This window comes from Roseomonas sp. WA12 (assembly GCF_054165765.1).
In genome coordinates this window covers 4,342,034-4,361,179 of the sequence record NZ_CM135108.1, presented here as the reverse complement: position 1 = coordinate 4,361,179, position 19,146 = coordinate 4,342,034, and the positions used below count along the sequence as shown (strand labels likewise).

General features: G+C 69.7%; 21 protein-coding genes. 9 read left to right on the top strand and 12 right to left on the bottom strand.

What is annotated here, in order from left to right:
* Window positions 1-320: 320 nt before the first annotated feature.
* Together ACVBD7_RS20675 and ACVBD7_RS20670 are read left to right on the top strand one after the other, a co-directional pair.
* Complete coding sequence (locus ACVBD7_RS20675; protein WP_458095127.1) at window positions 321-968, top strand: Tat pathway signal protein; 648 nt, start codon at window positions 321-323, stop codon at window positions 966-968.
* A gap of 147 nt (window positions 969-1,115) precedes the next feature.
* Window positions 1,116-2,243: a PA0069 family radical SAM protein gene (locus ACVBD7_RS20670; protein WP_458095126.1), complete on the top strand. Its 1,128-nt coding sequence runs from the start codon at window positions 1,116-1,118 to the stop codon at window positions 2,241-2,243.
* A 322-nt stretch (window positions 2,244-2,565) separates the two neighbouring features.
* On the opposite strand, the gene ACVBD7_RS20665 is transcribed toward ACVBD7_RS20670, so the two are convergent.
* The 7 genes from ACVBD7_RS20665 to ACVBD7_RS20635 form a co-directional block, all read right to left on the bottom strand.
* Window positions 2,566-4,161, bottom strand: coding sequence for an ABC transporter substrate-binding protein (locus tag ACVBD7_RS20665; RefSeq protein ID WP_458095125.1), 1,596 nt, complete (start codon window positions 4,159-4,161; stop codon window positions 2,566-2,568).
* A gap of 107 nt (window positions 4,162-4,268) precedes the next feature.
* A complete protein-coding gene (locus ACVBD7_RS20660) occupies window positions 4,269-4,775 on the bottom strand; it encodes a F0F1 ATP synthase subunit B family protein (protein WP_458095124.1) in 507 nt (168 codons plus the stop codon).
* Between the two features lie 13 nt (window positions 4,776-4,788).
* A complete protein-coding gene (locus ACVBD7_RS20655) occupies window positions 4,789-5,556 on the bottom strand; it encodes a F0F1 ATP synthase subunit B family protein (RefSeq protein WP_458095123.1) in 768 nt (255 codons plus the stop codon).
* Between the two features lie 59 nt (window positions 5,557-5,615).
* Entirely contained in the window at window positions 5,616-5,855 is a 240-nt protein-coding gene (locus ACVBD7_RS20650; RefSeq protein WP_073134617.1) for an ATP synthase subunit C family protein, read from the bottom strand.
* A 62-nt stretch (window positions 5,856-5,917) separates the two neighbouring features.
* Entirely contained in the window at window positions 5,918-6,673 is a 756-nt protein-coding gene (locus ACVBD7_RS20645) for a F0F1 ATP synthase subunit A (RefSeq protein WP_458095122.1), read from the bottom strand.
* Between the two features lie 46 nt (window positions 6,674-6,719).
* Complete coding sequence (locus ACVBD7_RS20640) at window positions 6,720-6,920, bottom strand: AtpZ/AtpI family protein (RefSeq protein ID WP_458095121.1); 201 nt, start codon at window positions 6,918-6,920, stop codon at window positions 6,720-6,722.
* Between the two features lie 296 nt (window positions 6,921-7,216).
* Complete coding sequence (locus tag ACVBD7_RS20635) at window positions 7,217-9,085, bottom strand: ABC transporter ATP-binding protein (RefSeq protein ID WP_458095120.1); 1,869 nt, start codon at window positions 9,083-9,085, stop codon at window positions 7,217-7,219.
* Window positions 9,086-9,271: 186 nt separating this feature from the next.
* Between ACVBD7_RS20635 and ACVBD7_RS20630 the strand changes: the two genes are divergently transcribed.
* Window positions 9,272-9,433, top strand: coding sequence for a hypothetical protein (locus tag ACVBD7_RS20630; protein ID WP_458095119.1), 162 nt, complete (start codon window positions 9,272-9,274; stop codon window positions 9,431-9,433).
* Between the two features lie 82 nt (window positions 9,434-9,515).
* Here the strand turns inward: ACVBD7_RS20630 and ACVBD7_RS20625 are convergent, their stop codons facing one another.
* Complete coding sequence (locus ACVBD7_RS20625) at window positions 9,516-10,097, bottom strand: YqaA family protein (protein WP_458095118.1); 582 nt, start codon at window positions 10,095-10,097, stop codon at window positions 9,516-9,518.
* A gap of 46 nt (window positions 10,098-10,143) precedes the next feature.
* Between ACVBD7_RS20625 and ACVBD7_RS20620 the strand changes: the two genes are divergently transcribed.
* From ACVBD7_RS20620 to ACVBD7_RS20605, 4 genes are all read left to right on the top strand, one after another.
* The gene (locus ACVBD7_RS20620) at window positions 10,144-11,163 is read left to right on the top strand and encodes a DUF2891 domain-containing protein (RefSeq protein WP_458095117.1); all 1,020 of its coding nucleotides are present in this window, start codon (window positions 10,144-10,146) and stop codon (window positions 11,161-11,163) included.
* A gap of 82 nt (window positions 11,164-11,245) precedes the next feature.
* Entirely contained in the window at window positions 11,246-12,037 is a 792-nt protein-coding gene (locus tag ACVBD7_RS20615; protein WP_458095116.1) for a lysophospholipid acyltransferase family protein, read from the top strand.
* Window positions 12,038-12,074: 37 nt separating this feature from the next.
* Window positions 12,075-12,845, top strand: a complete 771-nt coding sequence (locus ACVBD7_RS20610; RefSeq protein ID WP_458095115.1) for a glycosyltransferase family 2 protein — start codon at window positions 12,075-12,077, stop codon at window positions 12,843-12,845.
* A gap of 138 nt (window positions 12,846-12,983) precedes the next feature.
* Window positions 12,984-13,970 carry an asparaginase gene (locus tag ACVBD7_RS20605; RefSeq protein ID WP_458095114.1) on the top strand — a complete coding sequence of 329 codons (987 nt, stop codon included), beginning with the start codon at window positions 12,984-12,986 and terminating at the stop codon, window positions 13,968-13,970.
* A gap of 68 nt (window positions 13,971-14,038) precedes the next feature.
* Here ACVBD7_RS20605 and ACVBD7_RS20600 read toward each other — a convergent pair whose 3' ends face one another.
* Together ACVBD7_RS20600 and ACVBD7_RS20595 are read right to left on the bottom strand one after the other, a co-directional pair.
* Window positions 14,039-14,302, bottom strand: a complete 264-nt coding sequence (locus ACVBD7_RS20600) for a hypothetical protein (protein ID WP_458095113.1) — start codon at window positions 14,300-14,302, stop codon at window positions 14,039-14,041.
* Between the two features lie 255 nt (window positions 14,303-14,557).
* On the bottom strand, window positions 14,558-15,361 hold the full coding sequence (locus ACVBD7_RS20595) for an EcsC family protein (protein WP_458095112.1): 804 nt from the start codon (window positions 15,359-15,361) through the stop codon (window positions 14,558-14,560).
* 157 nt (window positions 15,362-15,518) lie between these two features.
* Between ACVBD7_RS20595 and ACVBD7_RS20590 the strand changes: the two genes are divergently transcribed.
* Window positions 15,519-15,923, top strand: coding sequence for a hypothetical protein (locus ACVBD7_RS20590; protein WP_458095111.1), 405 nt, complete (start codon window positions 15,519-15,521; stop codon window positions 15,921-15,923).
* A gap of 40 nt (window positions 15,924-15,963) precedes the next feature.
* Here ACVBD7_RS20590 and hslU read toward each other — a convergent pair whose 3' ends face one another.
* On the bottom strand, window positions 15,964-17,298 hold the full coding sequence (hslU, locus tag ACVBD7_RS20585; RefSeq protein ID WP_458095110.1) for an ATP-dependent protease ATPase subunit HslU: 1,335 nt from the start codon (window positions 17,296-17,298) through the stop codon (window positions 15,964-15,966).
* A 49-nt stretch (window positions 17,299-17,347) separates the two neighbouring features.
* Entirely contained in the window at window positions 17,348-17,689 is a 342-nt protein-coding gene (locus ACVBD7_RS20580; protein ID WP_458095109.1) for an ArsR/SmtB family transcription factor, read from the bottom strand.
* A 119-nt stretch (window positions 17,690-17,808) separates the two neighbouring features.
* Between ACVBD7_RS20580 and ACVBD7_RS20575 the strand changes: the two genes are divergently transcribed.
* On the top strand, window positions 17,809-18,975 hold the full coding sequence (locus ACVBD7_RS20575) for an MFS transporter (protein ID WP_458095108.1): 1,167 nt from the start codon (window positions 17,809-17,811) through the stop codon (window positions 18,973-18,975).
* Window positions 18,976-19,146 lie beyond the last annotated feature (171 nt).

The following is a 19,146-nucleotide window of genomic DNA, read 5'->3' as shown; positions in this document are numbered from 1 at the left end:
GCCGGGGTTGAGCCGGCGATCCCGGCCTCACCAGCGGCACAGCCCGCAAGCAGCGCCGCCGCCAGAAGCGCGGCCCGCCCGCCGCACCACGCCCTGCGCCTGGGAGCCAGAGGCTCGGACGGAGTGGGGGACCGGAGGGGGGCCTCGGACGGCATCATGCGATGCAGCGTAGGATCACCTGCCCGTGAGATGCCAGCGCCGCATACGCGATTTTGCCTGCCCTGCGCTCAACTGTGGCATTTCTGTGGTGCGCCGCCCTTCCTGCTTCGGGGCGGGTGTGATTGCCTCCCGCAACGAATCCGGGAGAGAGGAACCGATTGATGCGTGCCTTGATTGCCACCCTGGCCCTTCTGGCCAGCTTGGCTGCCAGCCCTGCCGTGGCGCAGAACCGCTTCTGGCTGGTCAACAACGCCGGCGACACGATCCAGAACGCGAATGTCTCGCCCTCCCGCCTCTCCGAATGGGGGCCGGACATCCTGGGCAACGGCGTGCTCCCCTCCGGCAACCGCGTCTTCGTCACCCCCAGCTTCGGCGATTGCGTGCTCGATGTCCGCGTCCGTTACGCCAGCGGGCGGGAGGAGACGCGGATGGCGCTGAACGCCTGCAATATCAGCACGATTGCCTTCGGGAGTGGTGGCGGCGGCGCGGTAGCCGGCGGTCCGGGTGCCTCGATCAGCGGCGGCCCGGGCGCCTCCGTTGCCGTTCCCCGCGGCGGCAATCCGTCCTTCAATTTCGTGAACCGCTCCGGCCAGACGATCCGGGAACTCTATGTCTCCCCGGCCTCACAGAGCAGTTGGGGCAATGACCGCCTGGGCAGCAACGTCATGGCGCCCGGCCAGTCCCTTTGGGTGGATCTCCCGGGCGGACGGGGCTGCGGGACCGACATCCGCGTCGTCTACGGCAATGGTGCCGCCATGGAGCGACGCGGCGTCGAGACCTGCAACCGCACCGACATCGTCTGGCGCTGAGGCCCAGCCATCAGGCCTGATAGGTGCCGCGCGGAACACCCGCGCGGCACCTTTTTTCACGCTTACGTTCTCTTAATGTTCTTGACCTACCCGGGTCCGAATGCCCAAATCTGTTGGAACACAAGGTGAACTTGATCGGAGGCGATAATGCCGGACGGCAGCCTGGGCAGCCCTCTGCTGAACCGTGGATCGACCCTGCCCGGCCTCCGGCGCGGGCGCGGTGCCGTGTCCAACCCTGCCAACCGGTATGAGAGCCGCCGCGCGGACCCGTTCGACGACGGCTGGAGCACCCTGGCCGAGGCCATGGCCGACCTGCCCCCGCTCGCCACCTCCCTGACGCGCGACAACGCCCGCTCCGCTCTCGCCTGGAATGACAGCCCCGATCTCGGCTTCGATCGCGCGGTGAACCCGTACAAGGGCTGCGAGCACGGCTGCATCTACTGCTACGCCCGCCCGACACATGCCTGGATCGGCCTCTCCCCCGGCCTCGATTTCGAATCCCGCCTGCACTTCAAGCCGGAGGTGGCGAGCCTGCTGGAGAAGGAGATCAGCAAGCCCGGCTACGTGCCGCGCCCGATCGCCCTCGGTTCCAACACGGATCCCTACCAGCCCGTCGAGCGCACCCTGCGCCTGACCCGCCAGGTGCTGGAGGTGCTGGAGCGCTACAACCACCCCGTCACCATCGTCACCAAGTCCGCCGGCGTGCTGCGGGATCTCGACATCCTGACGCGCATGGCCCAGCGCAACCTCGTCCAGGTCTGCATCTCCGTCACCACGCTGGACACCCGCCTGGCCCGCATCATGGAGCCACGCGCGGCCACTCCGCTGCGCCGCCTCGCCGCCATGCACGAGCTGTCTCGCGCCGGTATACCCGTCGGAGTGCTGGTGGCCCCCGTCATCCCCGGCGTCACCGACGCGGAGATGGAGAAGGTGCTGGAAGCCGCCCACGCCCATGGCGCCCGTGCGGCCGGCTACGTCCTGCTGCGCCTGCCGCTCGAGATCCGCGAGATGTTCGAGGACTGGCTGAACGCCCATATGCCGGACCGCGCCGCCCGCGTCCTCGCCCTCGTCCGCGAAACCCGCGGCGGCAAGAGCTACGACTCCCGGTTCGGCATCCGCCAAACCGGCACCGGCCCCTATGCCGACATGCTGGCCCGCCGCTTCGCCATGGCGACGAAGCGCCTAGGCTTCGACAAGGCGCGCGAGAACGGCCGACTGGACTGCTCGCAATTCGCCGTGCCGGGCGTTCAGGCGCGGCAGCTCGAGCTGCTGTAGCGCTCTCTGCACCGGGGGGAGGAGGAAGGAACTCCTCCCCCCCCGGGCCCCTCACCATTATCTTTTTCTATCGGTTGGGAATGCTTCGTTGGCGGTGCGTCTTGGGGCCATAGGCCGAAGCGATTGAGAAGCCGTAACCTCCACAGAAGCGCCCCAGAACACGTCCCTCTCCGCGGCAGCCGCAAAGGGGTCCAGGGGCCTAGGCCCCTGCCGGGTGAGGCCTGGAGAGGGCAGCACCCTCTCCAGGAGGCAAGAACGGAACCTCGTCAGGCAAGGGCCCTCGGCAGCACTGCCGGAGGCCCCTCCCGCATTCGCGCCGGGCTTACTGGCCCACGCGGACGTAGCGTAGCGGAAAGTAGTTATCCGCCATCTGCTGCAGCGTGATGTTGTTCCGCGCCGCCCAGACCACGACCTGCTGATGCAGCGGGATGTGGCCCACCTCATCGGCATGCAGCCGCATCGCCTCGTTGATCAGCTGCTGGCGCTTCGCCGGGTCCGTCTCCACCGCGATCTGGCCAGTCAGCTCGTCGAAGCGCGCATTGCTCCAGCCGCCGGAGTTGAACACGCCGCGCGCACCGCCGCGGGTGCTCATGATGTTGTACAGCGTATTGTGCGCGTCATAGGTCGTCGGCGTCCAACCCAGCATGTAGAAGCTCGTGTTGTACCGCGGCGCCAGGATCTCGGCGAAGTAGCGCGCGCGGGTCTGGGCGTTCAGCGTCACGCGCACGCCGACACGCGCGAGCATGGAAACCACCGCCGTGCAGATCGCCTCGTCATTGACGTAGCGGTCGTTCGGGCAGTCCATCGTTACGCCGAAGCCGTTCGGATAACCGGCCTCCGTCAGCAGCCGGCGCGCAGCGTCCAGGTTCGGCCGCACGACGCGGTCCTCCGCCTCGACAAAGCCGTTCACGCCCGGCCCGATCATCATGCTGGTGGGCCGCGACTGGCCACGCATGATGCGCGTGCGAATGGCCTCGAGGTCGATTGCCTGCTGCATGGCGCGGCGCACGCGCACATCGCGGAAGGGGTTCTTGCCCTTCACGTCGGACTTCAGCAGCTCGTCTCGCGCCTGATCCATGCCCAGGAACACCGTGCGCAGCTCGGCCTGCTGATGGATGCGCACATTGCCCGCGCGGCTCAGGCGCTCCGTGTCCTGCGGCGGCACGGTGTAGATCATGTCCACCTCGCCCGAGAGCAGGGCGGCGACCCGCGTCGCGTCATTGCCGATGACGTTGAACACCACCTCGTCCAGGTTGTGCTCCGGCTTGTCCCACCAGTTCGGGTTCGGGCGCAGCACCGTGCGGCGGTCAGGCTCGCGGCTGGCCAGCACGAAAGGGCCGGTGCCGTTCGCATTGCGGGTGGCGAAGTTCTCCTGGCCGGTTGTCAGGTCCACCGCCTGGGTGGCGTTATTCGCTTCCGCCCAGCGGCGGGACATCATCGCCCAGGTGGTGATCTCCTCGAGGAAGATCGGGTCGGGCGCATGCGTCTCGAACTCGACGGTGAAGTCGTCGATCTTGCGGATGTCCTTCACCGAGGACAGCACGGAGGTGAGGTTGGACCCCTGCGCCCGCACACGTTGCGCGCTGAACAGCACGTCATCGGCAGTGAAGGGCGAGCCGTCATGGAACTTCACGCCCTGGCGCAGATTGAGGCGCCACACGGTCGGGGAGGGCTGCGTCCAGGAGGTGGCGAGCGCGGGCTCGACCTTCAGCTCACGGTTCCGGCGGACCAGCGGCTCGTAGATGTTCTGCGTGAAGGTGAGAAGGAAAGTCTCGTTCCGCGCGTAGGGGTCCATAGAGTTGACGTCGCCGTCATTGGCCCAGCGGAAGGTGGCGGCCTCGGCGGCCCCGGTTCCAGGGCCGGCAAAGCCCGCGCCTAGCATCAGCGCCGCAGCGCCTGCCATCAAAAGTCGTCGCATCCCGGATCTCCCGCTTGGAATCTTCGGGAAGGCTAGGCGGATGACGCAGAAATGAAAACGGGGGCCAAAGGGCCCCCGTGAAACATTCGAACTGGTGCTGACCCAAATCAGGCGGCGCGGAGAACTCGCGGCAGGTCGGCCACGGCCCGGTCGATCATGGCGGCATCGGCCTCCGGCGTCAGCCGCTCCGCGATCACGGTGCTCGCGGCAGCCGCGGCGATCTCGGCAGCAGCCTGGCGCACCTCGGCGAGTGCACTGGCCTCGGCAGCGGCAATCCGGTCCATCGCCATCCGCTCGCGGCGGGCAGCGCCCGCCTCGGCCTCGGCAGAGGCGGCAGCGGCCACGCGATCGGCCTCGGCACGGGCGCGGGTAATCATCGCCTCAGCCTCCTGCACGGCCTGGGCACGCTCGGCTTCGGCCTGCTTGCGCATCACCTCGGCCTCTTCACGCAGCCGCGTCGCCTCGGCCAGCTGGGCGCGCACCTGATTGCCGCGGGCGTCCAGCAGGGCGCCCAGCCGCTTCCAGATCATGCCCCCGAGGAGGACAATGAACAGGACGAAGGAGACGGCGACCCAGAATTTCGGGTCCAGCCAGAAATGCTCGTAATGGTGCATGGCGTGCGCCCTCTCAGCCGGCCGGCGTCAGGTTGCGGGCCGCCAGCTCGCGCTGCACGGCAGCGGCCACCGCGGCCTTGTCCGTCACGCCCGACAGGCGCTGGACCATGGCCTCGGTCGCATCGGTCGCCACCTCGCGCAGGGCCCCCATGGCGGCGTCACGCGCGGCACCGATCCGGGTCTCGGCCTCGGCAATCTGCTTGTTCAGCCGCTCGGCCAGCGCCTCGGCGCGAGAGGCGGACTCGGCCTGGGCGGCCTGGGTCGCGGCTGCAACCGAAGCCTGGGCCTCGGCCCGCGCACGGGCCGTGCTGTCGCGGCGCCCGGCCTCGGCGGCATCGGCCTCGGCACGGGCGTCACGTGCCGCGTCGAGATCGGCCGCAATGCGGGCCCGGCGGTCGTCCAGCACCGCGGCCACCGGCGGAAGCAGGAACTGGTAGCAGAGGAAAACGAACAGCCCGAAGATGACGAACAGCCACACCACCTGCGAGATCATCAGGGGGTTGCCGAAGTCGAGCTGCGGCATGCCGCCGCTATCGGCCGCGGCCTGCGCCGCATGGTCGTACTCGGCGGCGGTGCGGTTCGCCTCACGCACCGCGCGGGCGCGGTCGCTATCCGCCTGCACGGCGACGCTCTCGCCCTGCTGGCCCGGCAAGGGCGCGCTGGTTTGCACCCCTCCGCTGGAGGCAGGCGCGGTGACGTGCTGGGCGAACGCGGGCGCCTGCGAAAGCAGGAGCGCCAGGGCCACCACAGACAGCATCGGGGCGTGCAGGAGGCGGATCATGCGGTCTCCGTTCCGCGGCGGACGGCGGGGAACAACTCCCCGCCGCGCCACGGACCCGATCAGGCGAAGAGGATCAGGAAGGCGATGAGCAGCGCGAAGAGCGCGACGGCTTCCGTAAGGGCGAAGCCGAGAATGCCGATCGGGAACACGGTGTCACGGGCCGACGGGTTGCGGGCCACCGACGAGATCAGCGTCGAGAAGATGTTGCCGAGCGCGAGGCCCACGCCGAACAGCGCGAAGACGGCGATGCCGGCGCCGAGCGCCTTGAAGGCGCCGAGATAGGCGGCAGGATCGTTCATCGGAGAGCTCTTCCTTGTCGAAAGGTTGGGGTCGAGAGGGTGGAGGCGGTTACCGGCGCGGCTTAGTGCAGATGCACCGCGTCGTGCAGGTAGATGCAGGTCAGGATCGCGAACACATAGGCCTGCAGGAAGGCCACCAGGATCTCGAACCCGACGAGCAGCACGTTGACGGAAAGCGGCAGGAGCGCGGCCACCGGCCCGATCATGCCCAAACCGCCGAGGAGAACGACGAAGGTCGCGAAGACCTTCAGCAGCACGTGCCCCGCCACCATGTTGGCGAAGAGACGCACAGAGAGGCTGACCGGACGGGAGAGGTAGGACACCAGCTCCACCGGCACGATGATGGGCGCGAGCCAGAGCGGCGCCCCCTCGGGGAAGAAGTAGCCGAAGAACTTCTTCCCGTGCAGCACCAGGGCCACGATCGTCGTCACGAAGAACACGGTGGCCGCAAGGCCGAGCGTGACCGCGATGTGGCTGGTGTAGGTGAAGGCGTAGGGGAACAGGCCGATCAGGTTCCCGAACAGCACGAACATGAACAGCGCGAAGACGAAGGGGAAGTAGCGCTTCCCTTCATGCCCGACCTGCCCGGTCACGAGGTTCTCGATGAACTCGTAGAACATCTCGGCCGCGGCCTGGAAGCGGCCCGGCACCAGCGCGCGGCGGCGAATGCCGACCAGCATCAGCGCCGTCACCAGCCCCACCGCCAGCAGCATATGCGCGTTCGACTGGGAGAAGCCCACAGCCCGGCCGATCGGCCCGAGGACCGGGATCAGCTCGAACTGGCTCAGCGCGTCGATCGTCTTGCCTTCGGCGGCCACAGTTCGGTCCTTGCTGGCCCGGCCGGGGGCAAACCCCGGCGGAAATTCACGGTCCGGCGCCGGGCCGGGGACTGAACAAGCGATAGATGTTCAGCACCCCCGCGGCGCCACCCACCACGAAGAAGACGAGGAAGAGCCAAGGGAAGGTCCCGAGCCAGCGGTCCAGGCCAAAGCCCATCGCCGCGCCCACGACAAGCGCCGATACCACCTCGACCCCCGCGCGGAAGCCAATTCCCCACGGTCCCACCGGCAGTCCCCCCTCCCCCTTGGCGGGTTTGGGATCCAGGCCCTGACGGGTCCTGGCCTGCCGAAGTCGGTCGTCGAAGCCGTCCCGGTGTTCCACTTCGCTCCCCCGCGGTTACCCCCCGGAAGGCAGGGGGTCCCTAAATTGGCGTCCATGTGGTGTCAAGCGCGTGCGGCACCGCAACACCTGCTTAACACCCGCTTCATGCCCGCTGTTGCGCCATTCCCGCGTCGCGGCGCAAGCCGTTGCGTCCGTGCAAGTGGCGCCAAGGGGGTTCGCCTCCCCGGCCCCTCCCCCACTCAGGCCCCGATGAAGCCACCGGACTGCCGTGCCCATAGCCGCGCATAGACCCCGCCCCGCGCCAGCAGCTCCTCATGGGTCCCGCTCTCCGCCACCCGCCCGGCCTCCAGCACCACCAGCCGGTCCAGGCTGGCGATGGTGGAGAGCCGATGGGCGATGGCGATCACCGTCTTCCCCTCCATCAGGGTCGAGAGCTGGTCCTGGATTGCCGCCTCCACCTCCGAATCGAGGGCGCTCGTCGCCTCGTCCAGCACCAGGATCGGCGCGTCCTTCAGCAGCACCCGCGCGATCGCCACCCGCTGCCGCTGCCCGCCCGAGAGCTTTACCCCCCGCTCCCCGGCATGGGCCTCCATCCCCTGCCGCCCCCGCCAGTCCGAGAGCGCCTCGATGAACCCCTCCGCCGAGGCCCGTCGCGCAGCCTGCGCCACCTCGGCATCGGTCGCCTCCGGCCGGCCGAAGCGGATGTTGTCCCGGATGGAGCGGTGCAGCAGCGCCGTGTCCTGCGTCACCATCCCGATCGCGCCGCGCAGGCTCTCGGCCGTCACGCCCGCGATGTCCTGCCCGTCGACCGTGATGCGCCCGACCTCCGGGTGGAAGAAGCGCAGCAGCAGGTTCACCGCCGTGGTCTTGCCGGCGCCCGAGACGCCCACCAGCCCCACCCGCTCCCCCGGCGCCACATCCAGGTCGAACCCGTCCAGAACGGACGCGTCCCGCCGCCCATAGCCGAAGCGCACTCCCTCGAACCGGATCGCGCCCCGTGTCACCACCAGCGGCCTTGCCCCCGGCGGGTCCGGCTCGGTCGGCGGCACGGCCAGGCTGCCCATCGCCTCCTGCACCACGCCGATATTCTCGAAGATGCTGGCCACGTTGAAGGCCACCCAGCCCGACATGTTGGCGATCTGCCAGGCCATGGGCAGGGCCGTCGCCACCGCCGCCACCCCCAGCTCCCCCCGCGCCCACAGCCCGATCGAGACCGCCGCCATCCCCACCAGCAGCACCGCATTGAGCGCGGAGAGCAGGGCCGAGTTCAGCGTCACCAGCCGCGTCTGGTTCTGGAAGGCGCGGGTGAGGCCCATCAGCCCCTCCTGCACAAAGCCATCCTCCCGCTCGGCGCGGGCGAACAGCTTGATGGAGAGAATGTTGGTGTAGGAATCGACGATCCGCCCCGTCAGCAGGCTCCGCTGCTCGGAGGCCGCGCGGGACCGGTCCCGCATCCGCGGCACCACGAAGCGCAGCAGCGCCGCATAGGCGACGAACCACAGCAGGATCGGCAGCGTCAGCCGCCAGTCCGCGCCGCCAAGCCAGAACACCGCGCTCGATCCGTAAACCACGATGTACCAGACCGCCGTCACGGCCTGGACCACCGATTCCCGCAGCGCCGGCCCCGCCTGCATCACCCGGTTGGCGATGCGCCCCGCGAAGTCTTCCTGGAAGAAACCCCAGCCCTGGCGCGAGACCAGCCGATGCGCCTGCCAGCGGATGAGGCTGGTATAGGCGGGGTTGATCCCCTGGTTCATCACCAGGTTCTGCGCGAGGATCGAGGCCGGCCGCAGCACCAGCAGCACCAGCCCCATCACCAGCAGCCCGCCCCCGGCCTCCGCCCACAGCCGGTCCGGCGCGTGCTGCCCCAGCAGCGCCACCACCCGCCCGATGAAGACCGGGATCAGGCTGTCCAGCACCGCCACCACAAAGCCGGTAACGAAAAGCGCCACCACCAGCGCCTTCGCCTGGCGTGCGAAGTGCCAGTAGAAGCCCAGCAAGCTCCGCGGTGGCGGCCCGTCCGGTACCGGCACGCCCAGCCACCGCGCGGCCCGGGTGCCCGGCGGGGCAATCGGGTCGATGAAGGATTCGAAGGGGCGAAAGGGCATGGGGCCGGGTGTAGTCTCCAGGGCAGGCCCCTGATAGCAGCCGCCCGGATCACCAGCGGGCGAGGTCCCCGCTTGCGCCCTGTATTCGGACCACAGAACGGCGCGAGCCAACCGTGCCCGCAAACGGGTCAGCACCAATGAGAGCAGACAAGAAGAACTCCACCCCCAAAGGGGCAGGACGGCGCAATGCTCAACCAGACCGCCCAGACCGGAAATCCGCTCAGCAAGCAGACATCGAAGCCCGGCAACCAACTGGACTACGAGCTCGGACAGCCTGTGAAGGAGGCCAATAAATCCGAGGGCCATGCCGGCAACACCGGCCCCTTCGGCGATGTCAGCAACGATTGAGCAGGACGTAGCCCCGCCCCGCGGCAGCCCTGAGGAAAAAGATGAGAGGGTCCGGGGGAGAATTCCTTCTTCCCCGGCCGTATCAGGCCAGCAACCGCAGCGCCACGAACCCGCCGATGATGGCCACCGCCGTCACCCCGGCGATCAGGTTCAACCGGCGCTCGATGAACACCCGCGCCGGCGGCCCGAACTTGCGCAGCAGGAAGGCCAGCAGAAAGAACCGCGCTCCTCGCGTGACCACGCTGCAGACGAAGAACACCAGCAGCGAGAAATGCGCCGCCCCCGCCGCGATGGTCACCACCTTGTAGGGGATCGGCGTCAGTCCCTTGATGAGGATCACCGCCGCCCCCCAGCGCTCGAACCAGGAGGTGAAGGTCGCCAGCGCATCGGCATGGCCGTAGGCGGAGAGGACGGGCAGCGCCACCGCCTCGAACAGGAAGGCGCCGATCGCATAACCCAGAAGCCCGCCCAGCACGGAGGCGATCGTGCAGATGGTGGCGTAGCGATACGCCTGCTCCGGCCGCGACAGGCACATCGGAATCAGCATCGCGTCCGGCGGGATCGGGAAGAAGCTGCTCTCGGCGAAGGATACCGCGCCCAGCAGGGCGGGCGCCCGGCGATGGGCCGAGAGGGCGATGATCCGGTCGTACAGGGCGCGCAACATGGCCGGGGGCTTCCCATGCCCCGGGGTGGCCGGCAAGGCTGTTCCCATGCCCGCCCACCCCGACATGCCCCTGCTCGATCAGTCCCGGCTCGACGAAACCCTGGCCGCCCGCCTCGCCACAATCGCCCTCGGCCATGTGGAGCGCGAATACCCCAACAAACCCGGCCACGTCCTGAACGGCCCGGGGGACGCGCGCACCCCCGCCACCCTGCACCCCGTCTTCTTCGGCAGCTATGATTGGCACTCCTGCGTCCACGCCTACTGGATGCTGGCCCGCCTGCTGCGCCGCTACCCCGCGATGGAACCCGCCCCCGCCATCCGCGCCCTGTTCCAACGCCGCCTCACCCCCGAAGCCGTCGCGGCGGAAACCACCTACCTCGCCCAGCCCGGCACCCGCGGCTTCGAGCGCCCCTATGGCTGGGGCTGGCTGCTCGCGCTCGCCGCCGAGCTCGCCCACCACGAGGCCGAACCCTGGGCGCAAAGCCTCGCTCCCCTGGCCGACGCCTTTGCCCAGCGCTTCCGCGACTTCCTGCCCCTCGCCACCTACCCCGTCCGCGTCGGCACCCACCCCAACACCGCCTTCGGCCTGCTGATGGCTGCGGAGGCGATGGAGGCCGATCTCCCCCTCCTCCGCGCCACCGCGCTGCGCTGGTACGGCGCCGACCGCGTGGCCCCTGCCTGGGGCGAACCCTCCGGCGACGATTTTCTCTCCTCCACCCTCATCGAGGCCGCCTGCATGGCCCGCCTGATGCCTCCCGAGGGTTTCGCCGCCTGGTTCGACGCCTTCCTGCCCGATATCGCGGAAGGCCAGCCCGCTACCCTCTTCACCCCTGTCACGGTGTCGGACCGCACCGACGGCAAGATCGCCCATCTGGACGGCCTCAACCTGTCCCGTGCCTGGTGCTGGCGCCGCCTCGCCGCCACCCTGCCGTCACAGGACCCCCGCCGCGCGCCCATGGAACTGGCAGCCGCCCATCACCTGGAAGCCGGCCTGCCCCATGTCGCCGGCCACTACATGGGCGAGCACTGGCTCGCCTCCTTCGCGGTGCTCGCCTTGGAGGGGTAGGGCCGGCCCGGAAATCCGGGTATCGTTCCTGCAACCGGCCCGGGACGCACGCGGCAAACCGACAGGCCGGAAGGGAGACCGCTTGCCAGCGCCGCATCACGACGCCCCGGGCCCCGGCCCTCTGCCGCCCCTGCCCCCGCCCGACCGGGCCGGAGACTGGCGGGACGCGCTGGCGTTCTACGGCATGCTCGGCCTTTTCGCCGGCTGCTTCCTCGGCTGGGGACTGATCGCGCTGCCGCTCTCGGCGCTGCTGCCACCCCGAATCGGCGGCCCCTTCGGCCGCCGCGCCATTGGGGCAGGCTTCCGCTTCCTGCTCGGCGCGATGGAGCGCGCCGACCTCGTCCGGCTCGACCTCTCCGCCCTTGCCCCCCTGCGGACCGCGCGCGGGCTGGTCGTCGCCCCCAACCACCTGTCCATGCTGGACGTGATGCTGGTCGTCTCCCATCTGCCGGATGCCGTCTGCATCATGAAGGCGGGGCTGGAGCGGAACCCGGTCCTCGGCGGCGGGCGGCTGGCCGGTTACATCCCCAACAATTCCGGCCTGCCCCTGATCCGCCGCGCGGCGGCGGAGCTTCGCGGGGGCGCCAACCTCCTCGTCTTCCCCGAGGGCACGCGCTCCCCCGATGGTCGCGTCGCCGCCTTCCACCCCGGCTTCGTGCTCATCGCCCGCCGCGCCGGCGCGCCGATCCAGCCCGTCTTCCTCGAGAGTAACACCCGCTACCTCGGCAAGGGCTGGCCCGTCTGGCGCCGCCCCGCCTTCCCGCTCCGCTACCGCGCCCGACTGGGGGAGTGCGTGACCGTCACCGGCAGCGCCGAGGCCTTCGCCGAAGCGCTGCGCCGTCAGCACGTCGCAGCCCTCGGCGCCCCGGGTTGAACCCCTTGAGGCCCCTCTTCGTCAGGACTGGCACGCGGTGAGCCGCACCCATCTCGTCGTCATCCCCAGCTACGACACCGGCCCGCAGCTCGCGGAAACCGTCGCCGCCGCGCGCGCCGCCTGGCCCGTGGTCTGGGTGGTGGTGGATGGCAGCACCGACGGCTCCGCCGAACCGCTCCGTGCCATCGCCGACCCCGGCTTTCGCCTGATCGAGCGCCCACGGAATTCAGGCAAGGGCGCCGCCCTCCGCGACGCGCTGGAAGCCGCCGCCCAGCAGGGCTTCACCCACGCCCTGACCATGGACGCCGACGGCCAGCACCCCGCCGACCGCATCGCCGACTTCATGGTCGCCTCCGCCGACAACCCCGCCGCCATGGTCCTCGGTACCCCCGTCTTCGGTGCGGAAGCCCCTCTCCTGCGCGTCCGCGGCCGCCGCATCTCCAACTGGTGGGCGGGGCTCGAAACCCTCTGGTGCACCCGCACAGGGGAACCCATCCGCGACAGCCTTTTCGGCTTCCGCGTCTATCCCATTGCTCCCCTGCTCCGGATCATGCGCCGCAATCCCTGGATGCGCCGCTACGACTTCGACGCGGAGGCTGCCGTTCGCCTAGCCTGGGCGGGCGTGCCGGCCGTAAACATCCCCGCCGCCGTGCGCTACCTGAGCAAGGCGGAGGGTGGCGTCTCCCACTTCCGCTACGGGCGGGACAACCTGCTGCTGACGGGGATGCACACGCGGCTGATGCTGGGATTCCTGGCGCGGCTGCCGGTGCTGGCCTGGCGGCGGGGCCGCAACGGCCGGGGAAGATGAACTCCCCCGGACCATCTCCTTCCTCCTTCTCCGAGTTCTCGTCTCGCCGGCATCGCTGGCGCGCCAACGCTAAATCCCAAAAATAGAAGGGGGTCCGGGGGATACCTCCCCCCAGCCTTCTCAACGCGAGATCAGGCAATGCCCGAGACACTGGTCGAAATCCGCCGCGGCGGCACGACGGAAAGCATCCACCACGGCGTCGCTGTCGTCGCCGACGCCCAGGGCCGCATCCTGCACGCCTGGGGCGACCCGGATCTCCTCACCTTTCCCCGCTCCTCCCTCAAGCCCTTCCAGGCCCTCTCCCTGGTGGAGAGCGGCGCGGCGGATGGGCTCGATTCCGCCCATCTCGCCCTCGCCTGCGCCTCCCACCGCGCCGAGCCCTTCCAGGTGCAAATGGTTGAAGCCTGGCTCGCCCGCATGGGCCATGGCGAATCCGCCCTGGTCTGCGGCCCCGCCTTCCCGGTCGGGGAAGCGGATCTGGTCGATGCCGCGCGGTCGGGCGGCAAGCGCCGCGCGTATCACAACTGCTCTGGCAAGCATTGCGGCTTCCTCGCCGCCGCACAGGCCTTCGGCGCGCCGCAGGGCTATGAAAACCCCGACCACCCCGCCCAGCGCCACTGGCTCGCCGCCCTCTCCGAACTGCTCGGGCACGACGCCACCGCACTGCCCCAGGGCACCGATGGCTGCGGCCTGCCGGCGCTCGCCATGACAGTGGCCGACTCCGCCCGCGCCGCCGCCCGCTACGCCGCCCTGGGCGTGACCGAGCCCCGGCGCGAGGCCGCCATTCGCCGCCTTCTCTCTGCCATGCGCGAGCACCCCGACCACATCTCCGGCCGGGGCCGCCCTACCTCGAAAATCGTCGCCGCCACCGAAGGCCGTGTGGTGCTGAAGGAAGGCGCAGAGGGATTCGTCCTCGGCTTCGTGCCGGAGCAAGGCCTGGGCATTGCGGTAAAGCTGCTCGACGGCGCCTCCCGCGGTAAAATGGCCGTCTTCGCGACGGTGCTCGGCCGCCTCGGCCTCCTGCCGCCCGACCGTGCCGCCGATCTCGCCCGCGCCGTCGAGGCGCCGGTGCTGGACAGCAACAACCGCGTGGTGGGGGAGGTCGCGGCGCTGCCGCTTGCCTGAACAGGGCCGGCTCAGGCACCCCGGGTCGAGGACGCCCGGGTGCAGTTCCGGCCCTCGCCGAAGGGCGCCTAGCGGCCGGCGCGGGCCCGCGCGATCAGGCGGTCATAGGTCGCGCAGGTCTCGTCCGAGGTCGGCTGCAGCATCGCGGTCTGCATCTGCTCGGCAATGGTCTGCGTCAGCGCGGCGTTGCGGGACATGAGCGGGCCCATGAGGTTGGTCAGCTCCGTCATCTTCACCTCGGCCTGGGCATCGGTGCAGGCCGCCATGGCGCCGCTCGACAGGGCGGTGCCAATGGCAAGGGTGGCGATGCGGAGAAGCTGCGTGGAAGTCATCGGGTCACGTCCGTTCTGTTCTAAAACAAAACGACCCTATGACCACTTCCTTCCGTTTGGATGAACGGCCAAGGCGGAATGCGTACGCGACCGTCCAAAGTTGCCGCAGCTTGGCACCGTGCGGAAAGGGCACACCTCGGCAGCCCGCTCCTTACTCAACCAGGGCTAGACACGCGCCCTGGTGGCCACCGACGATGTCCACCCGGTCCTAAATGGCAGCACCGCCACAGTCTCTGGCAAGCACGGGGCGGCGCCCTAACCCGTGCTGCCGTCCCGAAGCGCGTCATAGGCCGCCCGAACCCGGTCCGCCCCATAGAGCCGCTCGAACTTCCGCACGGTGAAATGCGCCTTCGCCACGCCACGGAAGTGCTCAAGGAAGGCAAGGTTGATCGCCGCCCCCGCCGCTGCCCCGATAATCGGCACGGCCTGGGCCGAGAGCTTCAGCCCCACCGTCCCCGTGAACCGCGCCGCGATCGCGCCCAGGAACCCCGGCAGCAGGCCGGAAACCAGGCCCGACGCCGCATTCGGCAGCATCTGCGCCAGGGCGATGCGGGCAGCGAAATAACCCGTCTCCGCCAAGTCGTCCTCTGCGGTGGTCGGGCTGCCGATGGCAAAGACGGCCATGCACTCGGCGGCCGTGGCCGCCACCTTCGGGTCCTCGCCGGCCTCGGCCGCCTCGGCTGCGATCTGGCGCAGCAGGATGGTGGTGGAAACCGGCAGCTCCGCCAGCGTTCCCAGCAGCCCGAGCGCCCCGCCCGCCGCGCCGCTCGCCATGGCGATGCCGCGATGAAACCAAGCCGTGTTCATGCCGAAGGGGGTCCGGCGCGGCTCGCTGCCGACGGCCGTAGACCAAGCCTTCTCCAACGCCCGGCGCACCGCGCTGTCCACCTGGTCGCGGATCGATTCGGGCAGCCGCGCCTTCAGCGCTTCCACCGGCGTGCCGGCGATTGCGGCCGCCCGGGCCGCGAAGGAGGGTCCCTCCAGCGTGGCGACGGCCTTGGCCAGCTCGGTCTGCGCGTCCTCGGGCAGGGTCAGCAGGGCAGGAAGGGTCGTGCTCATGGGCGCGCCGAGGATGTTGTGCTCATGGCACAAGAAATGGCCGGCCGGCGGCGGGGTTGCATGGCGATCGAAGCACGTTCGAAGGGGCGGGTCGTTGCTCCCGCTCCCCGATGGCCCTATCCCCGCCCCGGGATGCGCGAGGGGGTTCCGGGCCTTGGTGACACTGGCGGTGCTGGTCGTGATCGCCCTTCTGGGTGCGTGGGGCTGGCGGCTGTGGTCCGTGCGGGACGGGCGGCGGAAGGCGGTCGACGCGCTGATACTAGAATGCCCGGGGATGGAGGACCGACTGGAGGGCCGCGACACCACCCTTCTGTTCAGCGATGCCGAGGAGATGGTCGGCCTCGCCTCCTACCGGATCACCAAGCTGCTCCCCTTCTCCACCGTACGAAAATGGCGGGTGGAGCCGATCTACAACGGCAAGGACCGTCGCGTAGGCTGGAACTTCATCATCGAGACCAGCGACTGGCAGGAACCTATCTGGACCCTGCGCATGCGCTCCGGCCCGGGCAATGCAGTGCCGAACTTCTGGATGGCCAAGTTCAGCGCACATCTGAACGGGTAACCGCACGACGGGGAGGGCAGACCCCTCCCCGACTGCACGCTCAGAGAATGAAGCGCGACAGATCTGTGCTCGCCGCCAGCGGTGCCACCTTCTCCCGCACATAAGCCGCGTCCACCCGCACCGTATCCCCGCGCCGGTCGGACGCCGTGAAGGACACCTCCTCCAGCAGTCGCTCCAGCACCGTCGCCAGACGCCGCGCGCCGATATTCTCGATGCGGTCGTTGATATCCGCCGCAAGCTCCGCGACCGCGTCGATGGAATCCGGCGCGAAGTCGAGCGTGACGCCCTCTGTCCCCATCAGCGCCGTGTACTGGCTGGTCAGCGCGTGCTCCGGCTCCGTCAGGATGCGGCGGAAATCGTCCCGCGTCAGGCCCTTCAGCTCCACGCGGATCGGCAGGCGCCCCTGCAGCTCCGGCAGCAGGTCAGACGGCTTGGCGATGTGGAAGGCGCCCGACGCGATGAACAGGATGTGGTCCGTCTTCACCGGCCCGTGCTTCGTGTTCACCGTCGTGCCCTCGATCAGCGGCAGCAGGTCGCGCTGCACGCCTTCACGGGACACGTCGCCGCCGCGGAACCCGTTCTCGGTGCGCGCGCAGACCTTGTCGATCTCGTCGATGAAGACGATGCCGTTCTGCTCGGCATGGTGCACAGCGTCGCGCGTCAGCTTCTCCCCGTCGAGCAGCTTGTCCGCCTCCTCGCGCTGCAGCGTGCCCCGCGCCTCGGCCACCGTCATCTTCCGTGCGCGCGTACGCCCGCCGAACATCTTGCCCATCATCTCCTGGATGTTCTGGGCACCGGGCGGCATGCCCGGGATGTCCATGGCGCCGATCGGCGTGGCCTGCTCGGCCACCTGCACCTCGACTTCCTTGGTATCGAGGCTGCCGTCGCGCAGCATCTTGCGGAACTTGATGCGCGTCTCACCATTGGCGCCCTCGCCGACCAGCGCAGTGATCAGCCGCTCCTCAGCGTTGAGCTCGGCCTTCGCCTGCACCTCGGCGCGGGCAGCCTCGCGCAGCTGCACGATGCTGGCCTCCACCAGGTCGCGCACGATCTGCTCCACGTCGCGTCCGACATAGCCGACCTCGGTGAACTTCGTCGCCTCCACCTTCAGGAAGGGCGCATTGGCCAGCCGCGCCAGCCGGCGCGCGATCTCGGTCTTGCCGCAGCCGGTCGGCCCGATCATCAGGATGTTCTTCGGCACCACCTCCTCGCGCATGCCGTCCGGCAGCTGCTGGCGGCGCCAGCGATTGCGCAGCGCGATGGCGACGGCGCGCTTCGCGTCGTGCTGGCCCACGATGTAGCGGTCCAGCTCGGAGACGATCTCGCGCGGGGAAAGGTTCACGGCTTCGGCGACGGAAAGGGAGGGGGTGTTCATCTCATGCATCCGGGCGCGGAACGCGCGCCCCTTGGGGGTGTGCAGACAGTCAGGCGGTCTCGACGAGCCGCGCGAGGGGCGGGTCCTGCCGCGCGCCGCTCAGCACGGCATCCAGCAGGCCGGGAAACCGCGCATCCAGCTCCGCGCGCCGTAGGGAGACGACGCGCGCCGGCCCCTCCACCCGAACCCGCACCACGCCGGCCTCCCGCAGTCGGGCGACGTGATAGGTGAGGTTCGTCTTCGTCGTGCAGTGGAGGAAGGAGGAGCAGCGCTTCTCGCCGCTCTCCGCCACCATCAGCACAATCGCCCGGCGGATCGGATCCCTCAGCGCGTCCAGCACCGCGGAGAGGTCAATGGTCTCCGGGTCGGGATGAGGAAGCGCCTTGGACATGCACACGAGATAGGCAACTCCACCCCGCTCTCCAAGGGGTATGTCCAAGACCTGTTGGACCAGCTTGACCGAAGTGGATGGACAACCATATGGTCCAATAACCTTTGGACTTTGCCCCCATGCCGCGCTCCCTGTTCTGGCTGGCCCTCGGCACCTTCGCCGTCGGAACCGGCACCTTCAGCATCGCCGGCCTGCTACCGATCATCGCGGAAGATCTCGGCGTCAGCGTACCCGCCGCCGGCACCCTCTCCCTCGCCTTCGCCCTGGCCTATGCCCTCTCCTCCCCCGTGCTGGCCGCCCTCACCGCCGGGCTGGAACGGCGCCGCGTGCTCGTCTTCGTTCTCGCGGTCTACGCTCTGACCACCCTCGGCTGCGCCCTCGCCCCCGACTATGCCGGCCTCATGCTTCTGCGGATCGCCGCAGCCCTCTCTGCCGCCCTTGTCGCCCCCACGGCCGGCGCACTCGCCATCGCCCTCGTCGAGCCGCACCACCGCGGCCGCGCCATGGCCCTCGTGATTGGCGGCATGACCCTCTCCACCGTGCTCGGCGCCCCGCTCGGCACGCTCATCGGCGACCATTTCGGCTGGCGCGCCTCCTTCATCGCGGTCGCCGCCCTCGGCGCCGTCTCCGCGGCCGGCGCCCTCGCCTTCCTCCCGCGCATCCCTGGCGCCAAGGTGGCTGGCGTCATGGAACGCCTCTCCGTCGCCGCCCGCCCGGAGGTCGCGATGCTGCTGGCGCAGACCGTCGTCATCTTCGCCGGCGCCTTCGCCCTCTTCTCCTACCTCGCCCCCTTCTTGCGGCTGACCCTTGGCCTGGGCGGCCCCGGCACGGCCCTCGCCCTTCTCCTCACCGGCCTCGGCGGCCTGCTCGGCGTCTCCCTCGGCGGCTGGGCGGGCGACCGGCAGGATCCCCGGCGCTTTCTCATCCTCTCCAACATCGCCCTCGCCGCCGTGCTCGCCGCCATCTCCCTCACGGTGGAGACGCTCGCCCCCACCCTCGCCCTGCCCCTGGTCCTCGGCCTGCTCGTTGCCTGGGGCGCCACCAACTGGTGCTTCCCCGCCGTGCAGCAGGTGCGCCTCGTGGCCCTCTCGCCGGGCTTGGCCCCCGTGCTGCTCTCCCTCAACGCCTCAGCCACCTATCTCGGGGTTTCCCTTGGCGCCCTGTTTGGCGGCTTGGCCATCAACGCCGGCGCCCTGCGCGAACTCGGGCTGGTGGCGGGAGCGGTCGTGGCGGTCGGCGCGGTGATGGTGTGGCGGATGGGCGCGCGGACGGCTGCGGCGGTCTAGGCGGCCTCCAGGGGAAGCGCCGCTTCCCCCGGACCCCCTTCGCCAGGAAACTGAGTTTCCTGGACCTTCCATCCGTTGAGGGTGCGCCTGGGGTCCGTGACCTCGGGCGACTGACACGGCCGCTCTCGCGGCCTGATCAAGGGCCTGCGGCCGCGCCTTGGCCGGCCGCTC

Coding starts and splice junctions, on each gene's coding strand:
- ACVBD7_RS20675 (WP_458095127.1), top strand. CDS start 321: ATGCGTGCCTTGATTGCCACCCTGGCCCTTCTGGCCAGCTTGGCTGCC.
- ACVBD7_RS20670 (WP_458095126.1), top strand. CDS start 1,116: ATGCCGGACGGCAGCCTGGGCAGCCCTCTGCTGAACCGTGGATCGACC.
- ACVBD7_RS20665 (WP_458095125.1), bottom strand. CDS start 4,161: ATGCGACGACTTTTGATGGCAGGCGCTGCGGCGCTGATGCTAGGCGCG.
- ACVBD7_RS20660 (WP_458095124.1), bottom strand. CDS start 4,775: ATGCACCATTACGAGCATTTCTGGCTGGACCCGAAATTCTGGGTCGCC.
- ACVBD7_RS20655 (WP_458095123.1), bottom strand. CDS start 5,556: ATGATCCGCCTCCTGCACGCCCCGATGCTGTCTGTGGTGGCCCTGGCG.
- ACVBD7_RS20650 (WP_073134617.1), bottom strand. CDS start 5,855: ATGAACGATCCTGCCGCCTATCTCGGCGCCTTCAAGGCGCTCGGCGCC.
- ACVBD7_RS20635 (WP_458095120.1), bottom strand. CDS start 9,085: ATGCCCTTTCGCCCCTTCGAATCCTTCATCGACCCGATTGCCCCGCCG.
- ACVBD7_RS20630 (WP_458095119.1), top strand. CDS start 9,272: ATGCTCAACCAGACCGCCCAGACCGGAAATCCGCTCAGCAAGCAGACA.
- ACVBD7_RS20625 (WP_458095118.1), bottom strand. CDS start 10,097: ATGTTGCGCGCCCTGTACGACCGGATCATCGCCCTCTCGGCCCATCGC.
- ACVBD7_RS20620 (WP_458095117.1), top strand. CDS start 10,144: ATGCCCGCCCACCCCGACATGCCCCTGCTCGATCAGTCCCGGCTCGAC.
- ACVBD7_RS20605 (WP_458095114.1), top strand. CDS start 12,984: ATGCCCGAGACACTGGTCGAAATCCGCCGCGGCGGCACGACGGAAAGC.
- ACVBD7_RS20600 (WP_458095113.1), bottom strand. CDS start 14,302: ATGACTTCCACGCAGCTTCTCCGCATCGCCACCCTTGCCATTGGCACC.
- ACVBD7_RS20595 (WP_458095112.1), bottom strand. CDS start 15,361: ATGAGCACGACCCTTCCTGCCCTGCTGACCCTGCCCGAGGACGCGCAG.
- hslU (WP_458095110.1), bottom strand. CDS start 17,298: ATGAACACCCCCTCCCTTTCCGTCGCCGAAGCCGTGAACCTTTCCCCG.
- ACVBD7_RS20580 (WP_458095109.1), bottom strand. CDS start 17,689: ATGTCCAAGGCGCTTCCTCATCCCGACCCGGAGACCATTGACCTCTCC.
- ACVBD7_RS20575 (WP_458095108.1), top strand. CDS start 17,809: ATGCCGCGCTCCCTGTTCTGGCTGGCCCTCGGCACCTTCGCCGTCGGA.